This window comes from Microcoleus sp. Pol10D4, assembly GCF_036701555.1.
In the GTDB taxonomy this organism is placed as follows: domain Bacteria; phylum Cyanobacteriota; class Cyanobacteriia; order Cyanobacteriales; family Microcoleaceae; genus Microcoleus.
This window is the reverse complement of the sequence record NZ_JAUBRA010000003.1, coordinates 91,412-107,984: the sequence shown is the minus strand read 5'-3', so window position 1 is coordinate 107,984 and position 16,573 is coordinate 91,412. Positions and strand designations below refer to the sequence as shown.

The window sequence follows — 16,573 nt, the reverse complement described above, 5'->3', positions numbered from 1 at the left end:
CCGTAGGAGATTCCGATCAAACTTTATCCTGCCCAAAAACAAAGAAAAAGCCGCCCTAAAAGGCGACGTACTGAGCGTAGCCGAAGTGAGGGGACTTTAGCCCTCCGCTCATTACCAACAACTATCAAGGCAACTCAACCGAACTCGGTTTAGCAATGTGAGGCAAGCCCCAGCCCAATTTTTCCCGCAAAATGTGGAAAAACTCAAAAGATTGCACCCGAATAAAGCGGGCTGGGTACGGAGCTCGCTCGACATGAACCCAATCTTCGGGCAAAACGTAACATCCGCCGTTACCGTCTACCACCATTACCAGGCGGTTTGGACTCGCCGGCAAAATCTTGATCGGCTCGGTGTTGGAAAACACCAAAGCCCTCGAAGCCATTGAATGCGGGCAAATAGGCAGCAACTGCAGCACCGGCACTCCGGGAATGATCACAGGCCCACCCGCAGAAAGGGCGTAAGCTGTCGATCCCGTGGGAGTCGAGATAATTACCCCATCTGCGGCAATGTCAATAGAGGCGTGCTGACCGATCGCCACTTCAAAATGACACATACAAGTCAGCGGTTCCCGGTGCAGCACCATTTCATTGAGACAAAGGGCTTCCCAGAGGCAGTCGTTTTCTCGAAACAACCTCACCGCCAGCATTGATCTTTCTTCTATTTCGTATTCTCCGGCGATTACCTTTTCCAAAACTTGCGGCAGCAAGTTCAGGTAAGTTTCTGTTAAAAAGCCCATGTGACCGGTATTGACAGTCAGCAGCGGCACTCCAATAGGAGCTACTTGGCGAAATGCCGACAGCACCGTACCGTCGCCGCCCAAAACCACTGCAAACTCCATGTCGCTGTCAAAACCGGGGGGGACGAGTTGGTCGATCGGGTTGTGGCACAGGGGGCGATCGGGGCTAGAATAGCCCAGAATTCCTCCGGAACCAGAAACCGAGCAAACCTCCCAGCCGCGGGCAGTCAGCTTGTCTTCCAACTCTGCGGCGATGCGACAAGCCACAGGTTTAACGTCGTTGTATATAATCCCAGCTTTCGGCACTTTAAAATGTAAAGGGCATTTTTTGTTTACTCCGTTTTTTAGTTTTAAGCTGCTCGTACTCTATTTCCTTGAGCTTCTTCAGAATCAGATTAAAGTATTCTTCCAGATAAGACTCCAAAGTAGTAGTTTCTTTGGGATCGATTCCGAAGACACTGTAAACATCATCCATCGGAGCTTTCAAGGGTTTTCCGGCTGCCAAAACTTCTGAAAAAGCCAATCTGTCAGCTACGTTCCAACTCCACTGAAAGAACTTAGCAAATTGACGAGTAGCCTGCAACAAGGCGTCTGGGGTGCGCGTAATTTTGGCTTGCTTCCCTGACAGCCGTTCGCACAACCGCACGATTTCTTCAGCATCCCAAGCGCGATTTCCCACCACCGGAAAGCTTTTTTTCTCGGTTTCGGGAACGGAAAGGGCTCGGACGGCAAATTTAGCAACGTCCTGAGTGTTCATGTAGGCAAGGGCTGATGGCTTGTTGGGCAGCCAGACTGCCTGATTGTCCAAAATCGGCATTGCATACAGGCTCAGGAGTCCTTGCAAAAAGCCGCAAGGTCTCAAGATTGTATAGTCTAAACCGGATTCTGCTAAGAACAATTCGGTACAGCGCTTGATTTCCAACAAGGGGACTTGGGGATATTTCTCCGCGTCGAGAAAGGAAAAGAATATGTAACGCTTGATGCCTGCTGCTGCTGCTGCTTGGATCAGCGATACTTTTCCGTCCCAGTCTACTCTTTTGATGCTGACAGAATCGGCTGCACTCGCTGTTGCTGCATCGATAATAGCAGTGACGCCTTCTAGGGCCGGAGGCAGACTGTCTGGCTGGCAAAGGTTCCCCGGTACGAGTTCAGCGCCCCATTCTTTCAAAAAGGCAGCTTTTCTGTAACTTCTGACTAAACAGCGCACCTGGTAGCCCTCGTCTAGGGCGCGGCGGGCTATCTGGCGGCCGAGAGTGCCGGTGGCACCTAAAATCAATAAAGTCATCTAGGGATTAATTATGAATCTTAAACTTTCAATAAGATGGTATCAGGTTTTTGTTAAGTTTATATAAAAAACTTAACAAAAACCTGAAATTTTCTCATTTTAGGCTTGAGATATTCGCCAGAAGGCTTGCTTTCGGCAGCAAGTAGACTCTAGAAGGCAGAAGGTATAAGGCTTCTGAAGGATTTGTTGAAAAAACTTATTCTTCGCCGCCTTGCAATTTGAGCAGGAGGAAGCCTCCACCTATACCCACGAAAATTAGGGAAAAGGACAAAAAGGCTGCATTGAAAATTTCAGGATTCATAATTTGATAAGTCCAATTGGGCGATCGCATTAAATAAAGATAATATAATTTGGGGCAACCAGGTACATGAATGCTAAAATTTCAGTGCCGAAATTCCTATATTTTGTTGGAGAAAACTGCCTTGAGTCTCGATCGGGAATCAAAACTAGCTGTAACTCTGGGAGATCCGGCGGGAATTGGCCCGGAAGTGATTCTCAAGGCCTTGGCAGATCCCGCTGCTGCTTTGATGGTGACGGTTTTCGGATCTAAGAGAATTTTGCAGCAAACTTACGATATGTTGCGATCGAGCAATCTCGCAGCAGAAGCGGCAAATCCCGAAACATTAAACATTATTGATATCGAACCAGACAGCAAGTGGGGCGAAATAGTCCCCGGTGTCGGGAGTGCAGCTAGCGGGGCGGCTAGCTTTGCTTACATGGAAAGTGCGATCGCCCGTACCATCGCCGGCGAATTCTCCGCGATCGTGACCGGCCCGATTTCCAAAACTTGCTGGCAGGCTGCCGGTTACAATTATCCCGGACAAACAGAACTCCTCGCAGAAAGGGCAAAATCGCAGCGGTTCGGAATGCTGTTTGCCGCCACATCTCCCCACAGTGGCTGGACGCTGGTAACTTTACTCGCTACCACACATATTTCCCTCCGTCAAGTCCCCGATGCTTTGAGTCCAGAATTACTGAGTGAAAAACTAGAATTACTGATAGACTGTTTGCGGGAAGATTTTGGGCTGGAAAGACCGAAAATTGCGATTTCTGGCTTAAATCCTCACAGCGGCGAAAATGGCAAACTGGGAAATGAAGAGCAAGACTGGATGATACCTTGGTTGGAAACGCAGCGCGATCGCTTTCCTCAAGTGCAGTTAGACGGGCCAGTCCCCCCCGATACCCTGTGGGTAAAACCGGCTAAAGTTTGGTACGGTTTAGCCACAGAAGCTCACGACGGTTACTTGGCAATGTACCACGACCAGGGGTTGATTCCAGTAAAATTGATGGCTTTCGATAAAGCAGTCAACACTACAATTGGCTTGCCTTTTGTCCGCACATCTCCCGATCACGGCACAGCTTTTGATATTGTAGGTCAAGGGATTGCAGATGCCTCCAGCATGAAGGCAGCATTGCAGTTGGCGGCCCAGTTGGCTAGTCGCAGAACAGCAGTTAAAATAGGGCGATAGCTTTAGTACGCCAGACACTCGGAAAAATTGTGTCATTCCTATTGATTTTCGCTGGGGTGAGGCGGCAAGCAAGCTGGCAATTTTATTCGGTCGATTAAAATCACCTTTTGGTAGCGCAGTATGGCAGCATTTAATGATAATTCAGGCAAAATATATCAGTCAGAAAAAGAGGTTTCTGATGCAACTCTGGCAAGTTCTAAGGCTGGAGAGCAACTTCAGGAATTGCTAACCATATTGACTGAATTTCAGTTATTGAAGAAATCCAAAAAAGAGCCAAGCGAACTGAAATTACCGCTTTCGGAAAAGTCTGTTCAGCGATTAGAGGATGAGGAAAATCGGCGCAAACAATTATCTTTTCGGATCGAATCACCGAGTATTGTACCGGAAGTATTAACTAACGAGGAAGAGATTCCATCTCAAAGACGAGAAAACAATAATGAGGAACCCGATTTATCTATGGCCGGGAAGGTAGCCAAAAATAATCGGCAGTCGGAGGAAGAATTAGAACAAGCAGTTGAGCAGTTTAAGCAGTTGCAACAACTACTGTTTGAAAGGGATTTGCCGGAATTTTACAGTAATGTTTTGAGCGTGGAACAAAGGTTAGAAAATTTTGAGAAGCTGATGTCTCAACCAGAAGAGTTGATGATTTTACTGAAACCGTTAATTCCTGAGTTGGTGAGAGAAGAATTAGAGGAGTTGAAGTCTGAATTAAAAAAGGCGATCGACCTCGCAAACAATAATAAAATTAATCGCATCGAGTTGGAGGCTAAATTAGCAGATTGGGAAAATCAAATTGCTAACTTTAACCAGCAACCCCTGCCGAATACAGAACACTTAATCCAACGGCTGATGCCAGTAGTGGGAGATCTGCTAAACCGTAAGGTAGAGGAGTCTAAGTTAGAGGTAGCTTCGGCGATCGCACCGAGAGTCAATCAAGTAATTCACAATCAAAACGGACTTGAAGAACAGGTAGTAAGAATTGAAGATAGAGTTGCAAATATTCAGCAGCGTTACCAGCAGCAACCGGAAGATTTAATCAAGCAGCTAGTACCAGTAGTTAGCGATTTACTGAACCGCAAAATTAGTGAATTAAAATTAGAGGTTGTAGAAGCTGTTGCCCCCTCAGTACAGGTAAGAATAGCTTGGGTAGAAATAGAAGAAAAAGTATTGAGCATCATCGAACGCCGACTGGCTACGCAACAGTCGCCAACTCAGAAGCCTGAAGAGATAATGGCGATGCTAATGCCGGCAATAACTGATTTGCTGAATCAGAAAATCGATGAATCAAAATTACAAGTAGCAGCGACGATCCAACCTTTGATAGAATCAGCAATTCTTCAAAGAGAAGTTCAAGGCAAATTGAGCGACGTAGAAAGTAGACTAAATAATCTTCAACGACAGCAAAAAACTCAGCCGGAAGATATAATGGCAAGGCTAATGCCGTTAATGATTGAGTCGCTGAACCGGAAAATTGAGGAGACAAAGTTAGAGGTGAGAGAGGCGATCGCACCTGGTGTCAACACGGCTATTCAAAACAGCGGTATTGCAGCACAAATATTAAATAATGAAACTAAGATTGTCGAAGTTCAGCAGCAAGTTTTAGCCGAGATAGAAGGGTTGATGGCAAGAATAATGCCAGTGATTGTAGAAATGCTGTCCCGAAACATCGGGGAAGCAAAGCTAGAGATAGAATCTGCGATCGCCCCGGCTGTAGATGCCATCATTCAGAATAAAAGGATCGATCAAAGACTGGGGAAGATCGAACAACAGATTGTGGCGATCGAACACCGAATTTATGAATCCACAGACTTGTTTACAGATTTACTGAAACCTTTGATTGACGAGCTGATGGTTAGCCATCACGCCCAACTACAAAAGTCGGTCATCGAATCTATTTTACCATTGTTAGATGAAGTTGTAAGTTATAATTACAGACTCAACGATAAAGTAGGGGAACTCGATCGCAAAATTACTGATGCGGAATGGGGAGGCGATCGGGAAGAATTACTCGCCCGAATTAAAATCATGTTTCCCGAAATGATGCTCCAAACCATTAATGAGTCGAGACAATCATTTGTCGAAACCATAAGTCCGATAATTGATGAAATAATTAATACGAAAACCAGAGAAAACAGACAATCGATGGGAGTAGCCATATCGCCGGCTCTGACTGTGGGAATCAGCCACAGAATGAGTGAATCGCCGGATGAAATTGCAATGGCGATCGCGCCGGAAATGGCCGCTGCTATCAAACAGCAAATTCATCTCAAGCGAGAAGCAATGTCGGATGCACTTTATCCCATCATCGGCAGCACGATTTTAAAATACATCGCCGAGATGATGGGGGAGATTAATGAAAAACTAGAATCAGCTTTAAGTCCAGAGGGAATTAGTCGCAAAATCAAAGCCAAATTGCAGGGCATTTCTGAAGCAGAATTGCTGATGAAAGAAACAACACCACTGAGTGTGAAAGCTGTCTTTTTAATTCAAGCAGGATCGGGCTTAGTAATTTCAGCAGTGCAGAAGTCTGAACGCGAACAGCTAGAATCAGATATGGTAGCGGGGATGCTGACTGCTATTCGGGCTTTTGTCAACGATTGTATATCTCAGTCAGGAAATATTGCAGAGATTGATGCTATAGAATACGGCACATCTACCATAGTATTGGAAGTTGCGGGTTCGTGTTATCTGGCAGTAGTGATGCAAGGAGAAACCCGCCAGTGGTTTAAGTATAAAATGCGATCGATATTCAACAATATTGTTCAAGAATACGGAGTTCAAATTCAGTCATTTAACGGCGATCCAGCCACTGTGCCACCCGAAATAAACTCGAAATTGCAAAAATTAATCGATACAGAGGTAAAAGTTAAATCTCGTAAACGTCCAATTTTACCCACGATCGGTTTGGCAGCGTTAGGTTTAATTGGCCTACCTTGGGGAATTCATCAATACCGCAGCTCAGTTGCAGCGAGCTTAGAAGCAGATACAAATTTAGCATTACAATCTGCTCCCGATTTATCCGTTTATCGCCTCGTGGCTGATGTTAAAGATAGAGTATTGGAGATTTCGGGACGAGTGCCGAATCAAAATCTGCGATCGAAAGCGGAAAAAATCGCTCAGCAAGCGGCTCCCCAATCAAGAATTGAAAATAAAATTATAGCCGTTGAAGTACCTCCAGATCCGGTTTTAGTCGAAGCCGATGTCAAGCGGACAGCAGCTCTTTTGAATAAAGTAGAAAGCATTAATATCTCCGCTCGCTATGCAGAGGGAAAAGTCGCCATTGCAGGCAGGGTAAGCAAAGTGCCAGATGCTCAGAAAATAACTCAAGCTTTTGAGAAAATTCCGGGGGTGAAGTCTGTAACAAATACAGTGATAATAGGAACTCCACCGCCACCAAAGATAATAATGCCAGTTCGCGTGTATTTCGGTGCAGGTTCGGCAAGTTTGCAGGCGAAAGACGTAGCACAAAAGCTTAGCAAAGTCAAGGAATATATGGAGAAAAATCGCACGAAGAATTTAAGGATAGTTGGCTACAGCGATTTTAAAAGCACTCCGGTAGAAAATCAAAAGTTGGCACTGGAAAGGGCGACAAATGTGAAAAATATTTTGGTTAGACAAGGGATAAATGGCAACAGAATACAAGTTGCTTCTACTAAGGGTCGTCCCGAAGGTGTGGAGGCCAATCAACCGCTGTGGCTGAGCAGATTGGTAGTATTTGAGGTGATCAATTAAAATTGGGAATTGGGAATTGGGAATTGGTAATTGGTAATTGGGAATTGTTAATTGGGCATTTTCCCTAATGACTAATGACTACTGACTAATATCATGTCCGATCGATTAACCATAATATCCCGGTCGGGGCGGGTTTTTGAGATGGTCAATTATTGGCAGGTATTGTTGGTGAACCCGCCCCTACCTGATTGCGGGTAATCGACAGGATATGACTAATGACTACTGACTACTGACTACTGACTACTGACTAATGACTTCTTCCTCTTGAATTAATCGAACTCGCCCGGAGGTAAAGGCTTGTATTCGATCGCCCGCCAAACACACTAACAAGCGGCCGCATCCGTCAATGCCCGCTGCTTCTCCGCAGATGGTTTCCGAAGCAAGTTCGATCGCCACCGGGCAGCCAATCAACGCATCGCGGCGGCGCAATTCCGGCAAAAGTAGCGCTAAACCGGACTTGGAGGCTGGCTTGTCTGTGGTAGAAAACATATCGGCTAGTTCGAGTAAATAGTGCCGCAGTCGATCGAGCAAACACAGTTCATCCGGTACTGTACTAGCAATAGAATGCAAGCTTACCGCATTACCGAGATCCCTTTCATCCAATCCCGCAGCCGCGAAATCTACGCAGCGGTTGAGTCCAATTCCCACAACGGCGCGAGTTTTGCCCAAAGCATTGCCGGAAGTGGCTTCGCAGAGAATTCCGGCTAATTTGTGGCGATCGATCCAGACATCGTTTGGCCATTTCAGGCGCAGCATATCGCGACAGTCGGGAACCAAATCTTCGATCGCGTAAATCACAGCTAAACCCGCTGCTAAACTGAGTCCTGGCAACAGAGTGGGGTTGAGGTTTTCGAGGACAAAACTAACAGTCAAGACACCGCTTGGGGCGTGCCAGGTGCGCCCGTGTTGGCCGCGCCCGCTGGTTTGTCGCTTGGTAAATACTGCATCTCCGTGGTGGAGCCCGGCCGCGCGGCCGATCGCCCAACTGTTGGTACTTGGACAGGTATCCAACGAGTGTAGCCAGTGAGGGAGGTTTGGGCGATCGGGTTCTGGGCTTGCGGGCACGGGAGTTAAGGGCAATTCAGACAACGTTTGATTTGTAGTATTTGATATCTAAAAGCTGATTATCGCATTTTCCAGAAGTGCCACCTCGCGCGACGGCGAGAATTCAGAGAAATTGGAGTGTAGTACAGTTTCCGCATCAGATTTACCTTACGCCACAACATCTGTTTAGCCACCAAATCTCTTGATTTATAAGGATTTTGGGGGATTCATAGGGTTGGTTGGAGCGATCGACACCCCTTTAAAAAACCCAATTTCAAAAAAAGTTGTATTACCCCCTTGACAGTCTTGTAATACGCAACGTAGTATAAATGTATGGCGAAGGGGAAAGAGCTTCAAAGCCTTACCCCACGAGCAATATGAACCTTGAAAACAGAATAGGAAGTTAATCGTGTCACATAATTGTGGACATTGGCGGTGTAGACTCCGGCAACAATAGCCCGATCGGGTTGTAGTACGCGGAATCAACCGCCACCCCGTCCCAACTTGAGTAATTCAAGGACACAATATTGTTCATTTTCGCGGGGGTATAGCTCAACCGGTCAGAGCAGTCGCCTGTCGAGCGAAAGGTTGCGAGTTCAAGTCTCGTTACTCCCGTCAAAGTCCCGTAGGCAAAAGTCAAGCCGTCTCCCCCTCTGGCGTGAAGATTGCGAGTGCAAACCTCGTCGGGACTCCCAGGTTAGGTGGCTGAGTGGCTCAAAGCGTCGGTCTGCAAAACCGATTTTCGCGGGTTCAAATCCCGCCCTAACCTCTGTTCCCTATCAGAAATTAAAAATTAGAAATTAAAAGATTAAACTAACAGTCTTTTAATTGAAATTTTTAACTTTGAAAAAGAACGAAACGAAAGTGAAATTGCAGCGTAGCTTAATCGTAAAGCGCCAAGTTCATACCTTGGTCAATGCGGGTGCAAATCCCGCCGCTGCCACCAAAAGCAGGGATGGTGTAACTGGCAACACTCTGGTCTCCAAAACCAGCATTCTGAGTTCAAATCTCAGTTCCTGTGCCAATTTATAGTGCTGTAGGCAAATGGTTTAAGCCGCTTGGTTTTCACCCAAGTGATTGCGGGTTCAACTCCCGTCAGCACTTCTCGTGGGTCGTTGGCAGAATGGTTTTGCAGCCGCCTTTTAAGCGGATGGATCGAGGTTCAATTCCTCGACGACCTACCAAAATTTCTATCTTGGGTCGGCCCTCCTATTGGCGTGGGTAGCTGTCTGTAAAACAGTAGCTTAAAGCGTTGCTGGTTCAATTCCAGCCCGACCCATTTGTAACTGCATTTAATCCGCAGTTGCAATTTTGAGAACGTAGTGTAGCCGGATAACATATCAGTTAATAAAACTGAAGATTGAGGGTTCAAATCCCTCCGTTCTCGCTCGCTGAGGAGAGGTGGCCGAGTGGCTTAAGGCGCTTTCCTGCTAAGAAAGAGCGGTTTAACAGCCGTCGAGGGTTCAAATCCCTCCTTCTCCGTTTTCCCCCGATAGCTCAGTTGGTAGAGCGCTTGTCTGAAGAACAAGAGGTCGTCAGTTCGATACTGACTTGGGGGATTGCGTTGCCTTATAGCTCAATGGTAGAGCAAGCGGTTGTTAACCGCTAGGTTGTAGGTTCGAGTCCTACTGGGGCAGCCATTTTTTTAATTGCCGGGTAGACAAATTGCTAAAGTCGCCTATCTCTGAAATAGGAGTTTCTGTAGTTTCAAAGCCTACCCCGGCACCCAATTATTGGGAAGTCGCCTAATCGGTATGGCACCGCTCTTTGAAAGCGGCAAAATGCAGGTTCGATCCCTGCCTTCCCAGTTCTGCTATTACCCAAGCAGATCAATTACACTCCTGTAGCCCAATTGGCAGAGGCCGCAATTTCAAAAATTGTGTTGTGTGAGTTCAAATCTCACCAGGAGTACCAAATTTTTAACTAAGTTTCTACTTGCTCCTGTGGCGGAATTGGCAGACGCGGCAGACTTAAAATCTGTTTTATTTTGAGTGTGAGTTCGAGTCTCACTAGGAGCATGAACGGGATGTAATTCAGCGGCCAGAAGCCATGCTTTGGGAGCATGGAGTCGTTGGTTCAAATCCAACCATCCCGACTTTACCCCTGTGATGTAATTGGAAAACATCACTCGCTCAGAACGAGTGTTTTTTGCAGGTTCGAGGCCTGTCAGGGGTATGAGGTTTTATTCAATCTCAAATCTCAAATCTCAAATCTCAAATCGGTTTTGCCCCTGTAGCCCAATCGGTAGAGGCGCTAGATTTAGGATCTAGTTAGTGCTGGTTCGATGCCAGTCAGGGGTATTTGGTGACATCGCGGGTGAAGTAGCCTGGGTAGGCTTGGAGGTCTCATAAGCCTCTTAATAGCAGGTTCAACTCCTGCCCCCGCCACCAAAAATGCAGGTGTGATGTAATGGGCAACATGAGGTTCTTGTAAAGCTTTCTTGCGAGTTCAAATCTCGCCATCTGCTTGGCGTGCTGGTGTAGCTCAATTAGGCAGAGCAACTGATTTGTAATCAGTCGGTTGTAGGTTCAATTCCTATCACCAGCCCCACAATTGCGGATATGGTGTAACGGTAGCATTCGAGTCTTCCAAACTCTAGGCACGAGTTCGAGCCTCGTTATCCGCTTGGCTAAACGAGAGGTTTTTTCAATCCCAAATCTCAAATTTCCAATCCAAAATCGGTTTGTGGGTGTGATGTAAAGGCTAGCATCTGAGTATGCCATTCTCAGCGCATGGGTTCGAGTCCCATCATCCGCTTTTCTAGTCCTGAGCTTCGATGGTAGAGCGTTTGCCTTACAAGCAAGATGTTGCAGGTTCAAATCCTGTCAGGACTACCAATATGGGAGTGTAGCTCAATGGATAGAGCGCCGCGCTTCGGACGCGGATGTTGTGGGTTCAAGTCCTGCCACTCTCGTTGTTTTTACTTTAATTTAAGGAGGTTGATTCCATTGAATGGATAATTTTTTATATTAAGAGCGATCGCCCTTTGCGTGTCCCAATCTTTGGAGCCTACATACTTTAGTACGAGAGGAAAGGTAACGCTGTCAAATTCAGCGGGCGTTTGAGAACGAGGAGTGCATTGAACCCGGCAGGTTGGCTTAAAGGTAGCCATCCTTTAAAGAGTGTGTAGTAACTCATCGGCGGAGTCCCTCTAGTAACTGAGAAAACGCAATGCTCTGATAACTTGCACGGAAAGTGCGTGAAGCGCAGCTATCCCATAGGGAATCGCACAAATCAACAAAAAATACGGGAGTGTAACTCAACTGGATAGAGTGTCGAGCTTCTACCTCGAATGTTGTGGGTTCGAGTCCTACCGCTCCTGCTCCCTGGGGTTCGTAGCTTAATTGGTAAAGCATCTAACTGGCTGTTAGAAAGATATCGGTTCAAATCCGATCGCAATCCACCACACCAATTTTAGATTTTAGATTTTAGATTTACTCCACAGGTGAATCTTTTACGCGGGGTCATAGCTCAATTGGTAGAGCGCTTGCTTTGCACGCAAGAGGCCAGGAGTTCGATTCTTTTTGACTCCACTTGTGGTGTCTGAAGTCGCTTTTAGATTTTAGATTTTAGATTTTAGATTTACTCGACAGGTGAATCTTTTACCCGGGGTCATAGCTCAATTGGTAGAGCGCTTGCTTTGCACGCAAGAGGTTAGGAGTTCGATTCTCCTTGATTCCACTGCGGTGTCTGAAGCCAAAGCGGTCGCGGCGCTGGTTTGTGGAACCAGTAATAGCGGGTTCAATCCCCGTCAGACACCCCTTGGAAGATGCCGCTAAATGGTTGGCAACCAGTCTTGAAAACTGGGGTACAGGTAACTGTAAGGGTTCGATTCCTTCATCTTCCTTTTAACCACCGGAAGTCGAAAAGCGAGACACCGTGCTGATAACGCGGGGATAGGAGGGGCAGTACCTCCTCGGTGGATTTCTTATGATTTTATATAAATTATGGAGGATGAGGGTTAATTATTTTCACGAGATTTACTATCATACAGCGAGCAAAATTATGGGGAGGTCGCCTAAGTGGAATGGCACCGTAAAAACTTTGGAAAAGCGGCTCCCAAAAGGACGATCGGGTTTGTTGAGTAGGGTAAAAAGTTGCTTGGCGATGTTCCCTGAAAATGCAAACTGGCAGCGGGTTGCGGAGGCACTGAAAGGAATTAACAGTCCGAGATGGGGGCAGTTCTCATCTGCTTGCGGGTAGTAAGGAAGCGCGTTTCCTGAAAGTTGCTGCCGATCGATGCGGGTTCGAGTCCCGTCCTCTCCATTCAAGGTTCAAGTCCAAATCGAAGAGTTTCAACCCGTGCCCTAACAGTTAAAGCATACATACTCGGCTGTTAACCGATTAAAACCAATGCTTTACGCACTTGCACGGGTTGAACCTCAGAACCTCAGTTGTTCTTGAGGTCTAAATCGCGATCGTAGCTGCCGATCGGCCGCAGTCTGGTCATCAACTGCTTCAGCAAGAAGCCGTTGCTGTTCCAAGCGGTATAAGGAGTAGCCCCTTGTCCCTTCAGGCACAAGGTTTGTCGGGCTTTGTTGTAGCAGATATTTGCCAGCAGGCTGACGACTGACACTAAGCCGAGTTCATCGACAAGGGCTTCGAGTTCATCTTGGGTCACAAGCACACCTCCAGGGTTGACTATTTTCCTGAAGGATAGCACAATGGGGAAAGAGAGGGTACTAAATGGGGCTAGTCAGGGGTAAGTTTATCGTCAATCAGCTTATATTCGTTGATAGTTGCCAGGAGCATCAGTTTAGACATGGATATTCCTGACTCGTCAGACAGCTTCTTCAGCTTTTGATGGATTCGGTTGGGCATTGTAACTTTTATGGTTTTGGAACCTTCCTCTTGTTCAGGCATTAGCAGCAGTCATATTTAGTTGACACCAGCTTATCTCCTTTTGAGTACCGATCGCACCTTGCTGCGATCGTCTGTAGGGATGCGGGCGCAGCGCGATAAAATGGCTGCTGCTGCGAAACAGTCCGCTAACAAATAAAAAGGTCGAGCGCAAATCTCTAACCAAAGGAGCGATCGGATCTATGAGTTACATTCCGAAGCACGCAGTCACCAAACAACTTAATAAAAAAGGTGAAATATGCGAAAATTAAAATAGTATGTTATACTATTCGAGATGCGGGAGTATAGCTCAGTTGGTTAGAGCAGGTGACTCTTAATCTCAAGGTCGAAGGTTCAAGTCCTTCTACTCCCATCCCCAATAACCTACTATTCACAAGGCTTTGAGGCTTTAAACTGTCTGTAGTATGTCGTTCTTCGCCCATTTGGCGCTCACGAGTGCAGTCAAGTGCTGTAGCGGTTCGATGCGTCGGGGTGTTTGCGTTGTCGGATTTTTAATGCCGATCGACCGCTCGGCTCATCCGATCGATAAAAGTGCGATCGCCCAAGCTATTTTTAAACTGAATAACAACAGGAAATGGTGATTAGCTATGATGGCCAATCTCTCGGCGCGCTGCTATGCGGGCGATCGCGATTTAGATGCGATCGCCAATTTAATCAATACTTGCGAAGAAGTCGATCGGCTCGATGAAGGCACTTCCATCTCGGAACTACAACAAGAATTTAACGAACCTTCCCTAGATGTAGCGCGCGATATCTGCCTTTGGGAAGATGCGGAGGGAAAATTAATCGGTTTTGCTCAGTTGTCAGTTTCTGAGCCTGGGGAAGTAATTGACGGTTGGCTGTCGTTTCGGGTCCGCCCCGACGCGCGATCGGGCGACGTGGAAGCAGCCGCGATCGCCTGGGGTGAAGTGCGGATGCGCGAGGTGTCTACGATGCGGAGCGCGCCCGTGAAGCTGCGATCTTGGGCTCGCGCTGAGGATTGCGATCGCATTTCTGTGCTCGCAAGTTGCGGTTTCAGGGCCGATCGCTATTTTTTCCGCATGGCGCGATCGCTCTGTGAACAAATCCCAGAACCGCAATTTCCCGAAGGTTTCTTGCTGCGTCAAGTCTCCTGCGAACAGGATGCGGAAGCTTGGGTAGAAATGTTCAACCAGTCGTTTATCGACCACTGGAACCACCACGATTTTACAGTAGAGAAATCCAATTACTATTCAACTCTACCCAATTATAGAAACGAGCTAGATTCGATCGCTGTTGCAGCAGACGGCACTTTTGCCGCTTTTTGCTACTGCGAAATTAACCCCGATGAAAACGATCGCACCGGCAGAAACGAAGGCTGGATTTGTGTTCTCGGTACGCGGCGCGGCTTCCGCAAAATTGGATTGGGACGAGCAATGTTGCTGGCTGGTTTGCATCGACTCAAAGCTGCCGGTGTCGAGACTGCTATTCTCGGCGTCGATGCTGAAAATTCCTGCGGTGCGCTGCGGCTTTACGAATCAGTAGGCTTTCACAATATTCGCAAGAGCATTTCTTATGTTAAGGATATTTAATTGATAGGGACTTACTCACATCTTGCACCATCCTCACGAACAGGCAAGATGCCTGTTCCACAAGAAAATTCACTCTTTGTGGAACAGGCATCTTGCCTATTCATAAAAAGCTTATTGAGAATGGTGCAATATCTCAGGACTTACGCACTCCGACCCAAGAAACCCGGTTTTTTACCGGATATGCGGGTAGCAACGAAATATTTTCGTGAAAAAACCCGGTTTCTCGCCACTCGTGTAAGTTTTATCTAAAAAACTTTTGCTACCCCCTTGACACCTGTGTAGCACAAATGTAGTATATAAATATGGAAAGCGCAGGACAAGCAAAAACCTGTATTTTTCGTGCAAATTCTGAACCTTGACAACTAAATATTGCTCAAAATTTCAAGGAACATCAATTTGAAAGTCTTGTAACATAGACTCGATTGTCATGTTGTTACTTTATACGAGACTGTTCGGTTACAAACTGACTCTGTTCGAGTCAGATATTGTACGAAATCAGTCTAATTTCAACGAATTTGATGCGGATTCAGAACAGACAAGTTCAGCCAGATTTCAATCAACCAAAAAGGCTGATAAAATCCGCAGAATCAAACAAGCTTATCATTTAGAACGGCGCTTCTTTCAGTAAAGATTATCAGATTTCGTGAATCTTTACCGATACTGGCAATTTGCTAAGTCTCACAAAAAGCCAAAGTCGAGAGCAGATAAGCTACTAATCCCAAATCCAAAATTGCTCTAGGAGGTATCGGTAATGGTTCACATTCGTTTTGAAGGACGTTCCTACGATCTGGCGGAAAACCAACTGGGTATCACGGCAGGAATGAGCGACAAGGCTATTAAGGAACGTCTGGCAAATCATTTTGATGTCAAAGGCGATCGCTTCGAGTCTTACGTTCTGGATCGCCGTCCCAGCGGCGATTTAATTGTCCGCCCAGAAGCTGTTTACGGCTAGAAATTCACTTAAAGCACGTATTAGGCAGCGCACCCCAACAAAAGAAGCTTACAAACTGGATACGTTCGACTTAAAATCGAATTGTAGGTTCAATTCCTACTTGCCGCGAGGCTAAAGCTTCTCTGACTTGTGCGCTGCCTTTTATAGCTGAATTTTTTATATCTATCCGGCGCTTAAAAGTTCCACTTCGCGCCCCAACAAAGGAAGCCTACATACTAGCTCATTGGTAGAGCATTTCTCTTAAAAAGAAACGGTCGCGGGTTCAACTCCTGCGTATGTGCCAACGGCTTTCTTGACTTGCGCGAAGTGACCGTTTAGGCGCTATAAACTCTTGTTGTTAATTCAGGATAATAATTAAGTAATCCTGTTTATATTGAAGACTTCCGTCCTCAAAAATAAATTGGGTATTAGCCATGAGAAAAAGACTGGCAATTTACCGATCAGCCAAGGAGATAGACAGTCTCATTCATGCCTTCCAAGAAGGCAACCTGTCGCGAAGTCAATGGACGCACAAAGCACATTTAACCGTTGCCCTGTGGTATCTGTGTTATGACTCGGAGCAAGAAGCGATAAATGCGATTCGCAATGGCATTAAACGTTACAACTCGGTTCAAGGAATTGAAACCACAAAAAACAGTGGATATCACGAAACGCTAACGCTGTTTTGGGTGCGAATTATTCGCCGATATCTCGCCGATGAAAGCCAAAATAGCTCGATCGTACATTTGGCTAACGGTTTGATTGCCAAATATGCCGATTCCCTACAAGATAGCTCCGCTTCACGCACTTTACCATTTCGCTACTACACGCGCGATCGGTTGATGTCTTCGGAAGCTCGAACTAGCTGGGTTGAACCTGATTTAAAGTCACTAGACTCCGAAATAGTCCGCCAGGGATTTCAATCCCTGTCTAATAGCTAAAGTCCTCTAAAGAGGACTTTAGCTA

The 16,573-nt window shown here is 46.4% G+C and carries 15 protein-coding genes and 29 tRNA genes; 36 read left to right on the top strand and 8 right to left on the bottom strand.

Annotated features, from left to right (window positions below; genetic code table 11):
• Positions 1-124 precede the first annotated feature (124 nt).
• The 3 genes from QUA36_RS03040 to petM form a co-directional block, all read right to left on the bottom strand.
• Complete coding sequence (locus QUA36_RS03040) at positions 125-1,042, bottom strand: NAD(+) kinase (RefSeq protein WP_333455451.1); 918 nt, start codon at positions 1,040-1,042, stop codon at positions 125-127.
• Between the two features lies 1 nt (position 1,043).
• Complete coding sequence (locus QUA36_RS03035) at positions 1,044-2,021, bottom strand: NmrA family NAD(P)-binding protein (RefSeq protein ID WP_333373020.1); 978 nt, start codon at positions 2,019-2,021, stop codon at positions 1,044-1,046.
• Between the two features lie 196 nt (positions 2,022-2,217).
• Entirely contained in the window at positions 2,218-2,322 is a 105-nt protein-coding gene (gene petM / locus QUA36_RS03030; protein ID WP_172189541.1) for a cytochrome b6-f complex subunit PetM, read from the bottom strand.
• A 70-nt stretch (positions 2,323-2,392) separates the two neighbouring features.
• Between petM and pdxA the strand changes: the two genes are divergently transcribed.
• The gene (gene pdxA / locus QUA36_RS03025) at positions 2,393-3,490 is read left to right on the top strand and encodes a 4-hydroxythreonine-4-phosphate dehydrogenase PdxA (protein ID WP_333455449.1); all 1,098 of its coding nucleotides are present in this window, start codon (positions 2,393-2,395) and stop codon (positions 3,488-3,490) included.
• A gap of 120 nt (positions 3,491-3,610) precedes the next feature.
• The gene (locus tag QUA36_RS03020; protein WP_333455447.1) at positions 3,611-7,222 is read left to right on the top strand and encodes an OmpA family protein; all 3,612 of its coding nucleotides are present in this window, start codon (positions 3,611-3,613) and stop codon (positions 7,220-7,222) included.
• A 240-nt stretch (positions 7,223-7,462) separates the two neighbouring features.
• On the opposite strand, the gene QUA36_RS03015 is transcribed toward QUA36_RS03020, so the two are convergent.
• Positions 7,463-8,311, bottom strand: coding sequence for a biotin--[acetyl-CoA-carboxylase] ligase (locus QUA36_RS03015; protein ID WP_333455445.1), 849 nt, complete (start codon positions 8,309-8,311; stop codon positions 7,463-7,465).
• A 496-nt stretch (positions 8,312-8,807) separates the two neighbouring features.
• On the opposite strand from QUA36_RS03015, the gene QUA36_RS03010 reads away from it, so the two are divergent.
• The 27 genes from QUA36_RS03010 to QUA36_RS02880 all read left to right on the top strand — a co-directional run bounded on the left by QUA36_RS03010 (position 8,808) and on the right by QUA36_RS02880 (position 12,113).
• Positions 8,808-8,881: transfer RNA gene (locus tag QUA36_RS03010), tRNA-Asp, on the top strand.
• Between the two features lie 80 nt (positions 8,882-8,961).
• Positions 8,962-9,035 (top strand) — tRNA-Cys (locus QUA36_RS03005).
• A gap of 102 nt (positions 9,036-9,137) precedes the next feature.
• Positions 9,138-9,212, top strand: a tRNA-Met gene (locus tag QUA36_RS03000).
• 3 nt (positions 9,213-9,215) lie between these two features.
• Positions 9,216-9,290 (top strand) — tRNA-Trp (locus QUA36_RS02995).
• A 6-nt stretch (positions 9,291-9,296) separates the two neighbouring features.
• Positions 9,297-9,370: transfer RNA gene (locus QUA36_RS02990), tRNA-Glu, on the top strand.
• Positions 9,371-9,375: 5 nt separating this feature from the next.
• Positions 9,376-9,450, top strand: a tRNA-Lys gene (locus tag QUA36_RS02985).
• A 13-nt stretch (positions 9,451-9,463) separates the two neighbouring features.
• Positions 9,464-9,545 (top strand) — tRNA-Tyr (locus QUA36_RS02980).
• A 34-nt stretch (positions 9,546-9,579) separates the two neighbouring features.
• A tRNA-Tyr gene (locus QUA36_RS02975) sits at positions 9,580-9,653 on the top strand.
• Positions 9,654-9,661: 8 nt separating this feature from the next.
• Positions 9,662-9,748, top strand: a tRNA-Ser gene (locus QUA36_RS02970).
• A gap of 4 nt (positions 9,749-9,752) precedes the next feature.
• Positions 9,753-9,825: transfer RNA gene (locus QUA36_RS02965), tRNA-Phe, on the top strand.
• Positions 9,826-9,831: 6 nt separating this feature from the next.
• Positions 9,832-9,906, top strand: a tRNA-Asn gene (locus tag QUA36_RS02960).
• A gap of 94 nt (positions 9,907-10,000) precedes the next feature.
• A tRNA-Gln gene (locus tag QUA36_RS02955) sits at positions 10,001-10,074 on the top strand.
• 29 nt (positions 10,075-10,103) lie between these two features.
• Positions 10,104-10,180, top strand: a tRNA-Leu gene (locus QUA36_RS02950).
• A gap of 23 nt (positions 10,181-10,203) precedes the next feature.
• Positions 10,204-10,284, top strand: a tRNA-Leu gene (locus QUA36_RS02945).
• A 4-nt stretch (positions 10,285-10,288) separates the two neighbouring features.
• Positions 10,289-10,361: transfer RNA gene (locus QUA36_RS02940), tRNA-Pro, on the top strand.
• Positions 10,362-10,492: 131 nt separating this feature from the next.
• Positions 10,493-10,566, top strand: a tRNA-Leu gene (locus QUA36_RS02935).
• Between the two features lie 95 nt (positions 10,567-10,661).
• Positions 10,662-10,733 (top strand) — tRNA-Thr (locus QUA36_RS02930).
• Positions 10,734-10,739: 6 nt separating this feature from the next.
• A tRNA-Thr gene (locus QUA36_RS02925) sits at positions 10,740-10,816 on the top strand.
• Positions 10,817-10,821: 5 nt separating this feature from the next.
• Positions 10,822-10,892 (top strand) — tRNA-Gly (locus QUA36_RS02920).
• Between the two features lie 136 nt (positions 10,893-11,028).
• Positions 11,029-11,103, top strand: a tRNA-Val gene (locus tag QUA36_RS02915).
• A gap of 4 nt (positions 11,104-11,107) precedes the next feature.
• Positions 11,108-11,180, top strand: a tRNA-Arg gene (locus QUA36_RS02910).
• 334 nt (positions 11,181-11,514) lie between these two features.
• Positions 11,515-11,588 (top strand) — tRNA-Arg (locus QUA36_RS02905).
• 7 nt (positions 11,589-11,595) lie between these two features.
• Positions 11,596-11,672: transfer RNA gene (locus tag QUA36_RS02900), tRNA-Ala, on the top strand.
• A gap of 54 nt (positions 11,673-11,726) precedes the next feature.
• A tRNA-Ala gene (locus tag QUA36_RS02895) sits at positions 11,727-11,799 on the top strand.
• Between the two features lie 75 nt (positions 11,800-11,874).
• Positions 11,875-11,947 (top strand) — tRNA-Ala (locus QUA36_RS02890).
• Between the two features lie 5 nt (positions 11,948-11,952).
• Positions 11,953-12,026 (top strand) — tRNA-His (locus QUA36_RS02885).
• Positions 12,027-12,030: 4 nt separating this feature from the next.
• A tRNA-Ser gene (locus QUA36_RS02880) sits at positions 12,031-12,113 on the top strand.
• Between the two features lie 139 nt (positions 12,114-12,252).
• On the opposite strand, the gene QUA36_RS02875 is transcribed toward QUA36_RS02880, so the two are convergent.
• From QUA36_RS02875 to QUA36_RS02860, 4 genes are all read right to left on the bottom strand, one after another.
• The gene (locus QUA36_RS02875) at positions 12,253-12,537 is read right to left on the bottom strand and encodes a hypothetical protein (protein ID WP_333455443.1); all 285 of its coding nucleotides are present in this window, start codon (positions 12,535-12,537) and stop codon (positions 12,253-12,255) included.
• A gap of 119 nt (positions 12,538-12,656) precedes the next feature.
• Positions 12,657-12,887 carry a hypothetical protein gene (locus tag QUA36_RS02870; protein ID WP_333455441.1) on the bottom strand — a complete coding sequence of 77 codons (231 nt, stop codon included), beginning with the start codon at positions 12,885-12,887 and terminating at the stop codon, positions 12,657-12,659.
• Between the two features lie 71 nt (positions 12,888-12,958).
• Entirely contained in the window at positions 12,959-13,129 is a 171-nt protein-coding gene (locus tag QUA36_RS02865) for a hypothetical protein (protein ID WP_332954368.1), read from the bottom strand.
• The gene (locus QUA36_RS02860) at positions 13,122-13,280 is read right to left on the bottom strand and encodes a hypothetical protein (protein WP_333455439.1); all 159 of its coding nucleotides are present in this window, start codon (positions 13,278-13,280) and stop codon (positions 13,122-13,124) included. The genes QUA36_RS02865 and QUA36_RS02860 overlap by 8 nt, the downstream gene beginning before the upstream one ends.
• 124 nt (positions 13,281-13,404) lie before the next feature.
• On the opposite strand from QUA36_RS02860, the gene QUA36_RS02855 reads away from it, so the two are divergent.
• The 7 genes from QUA36_RS02855 to QUA36_RS02825 all read left to right on the top strand — a co-directional run bounded on the left by QUA36_RS02855 (position 13,405) and on the right by QUA36_RS02825 (position 16,548).
• Positions 13,405-13,478 (top strand) — tRNA-Lys (locus QUA36_RS02855).
• Between the two features lie 52 nt (positions 13,479-13,530).
• Positions 13,531-13,707, top strand: a complete 177-nt coding sequence (locus QUA36_RS02850) for a hypothetical protein (protein WP_333455437.1) — start codon at positions 13,531-13,533, stop codon at positions 13,705-13,707.
• A 6-nt stretch (positions 13,708-13,713) separates the two neighbouring features.
• Positions 13,714-14,676: a GNAT family N-acetyltransferase gene (locus QUA36_RS02845; protein ID WP_333455435.1), complete on the top strand. Its 963-nt coding sequence runs from the start codon at positions 13,714-13,716 to the stop codon at positions 14,674-14,676.
• 427 nt (positions 14,677-15,103) lie between these two features.
• Positions 15,104-15,304 (top strand): radical SAM protein, encoded by a 201-nt coding sequence (locus tag QUA36_RS02840; RefSeq protein ID WP_333455433.1) that lies wholly within the window; start codon positions 15,104-15,106, stop codon positions 15,302-15,304.
• A 123-nt stretch (positions 15,305-15,427) separates the two neighbouring features.
• Positions 15,428-15,628 carry a hypothetical protein gene (locus QUA36_RS02835; protein WP_333231866.1) on the top strand — a complete coding sequence of 67 codons (201 nt, stop codon included), beginning with the start codon at positions 15,428-15,430 and terminating at the stop codon, positions 15,626-15,628.
• A gap of 210 nt (positions 15,629-15,838) precedes the next feature.
• Positions 15,839-15,911 (top strand) — tRNA-Leu (locus tag QUA36_RS02830).
• 130 nt (positions 15,912-16,041) lie between these two features.
• On the top strand, positions 16,042-16,548 hold the full coding sequence (locus tag QUA36_RS02825; RefSeq protein WP_333455431.1) for a hypothetical protein: 507 nt from the start codon (positions 16,042-16,044) through the stop codon (positions 16,546-16,548).
• Positions 16,549-16,573 lie beyond the last annotated feature (25 nt).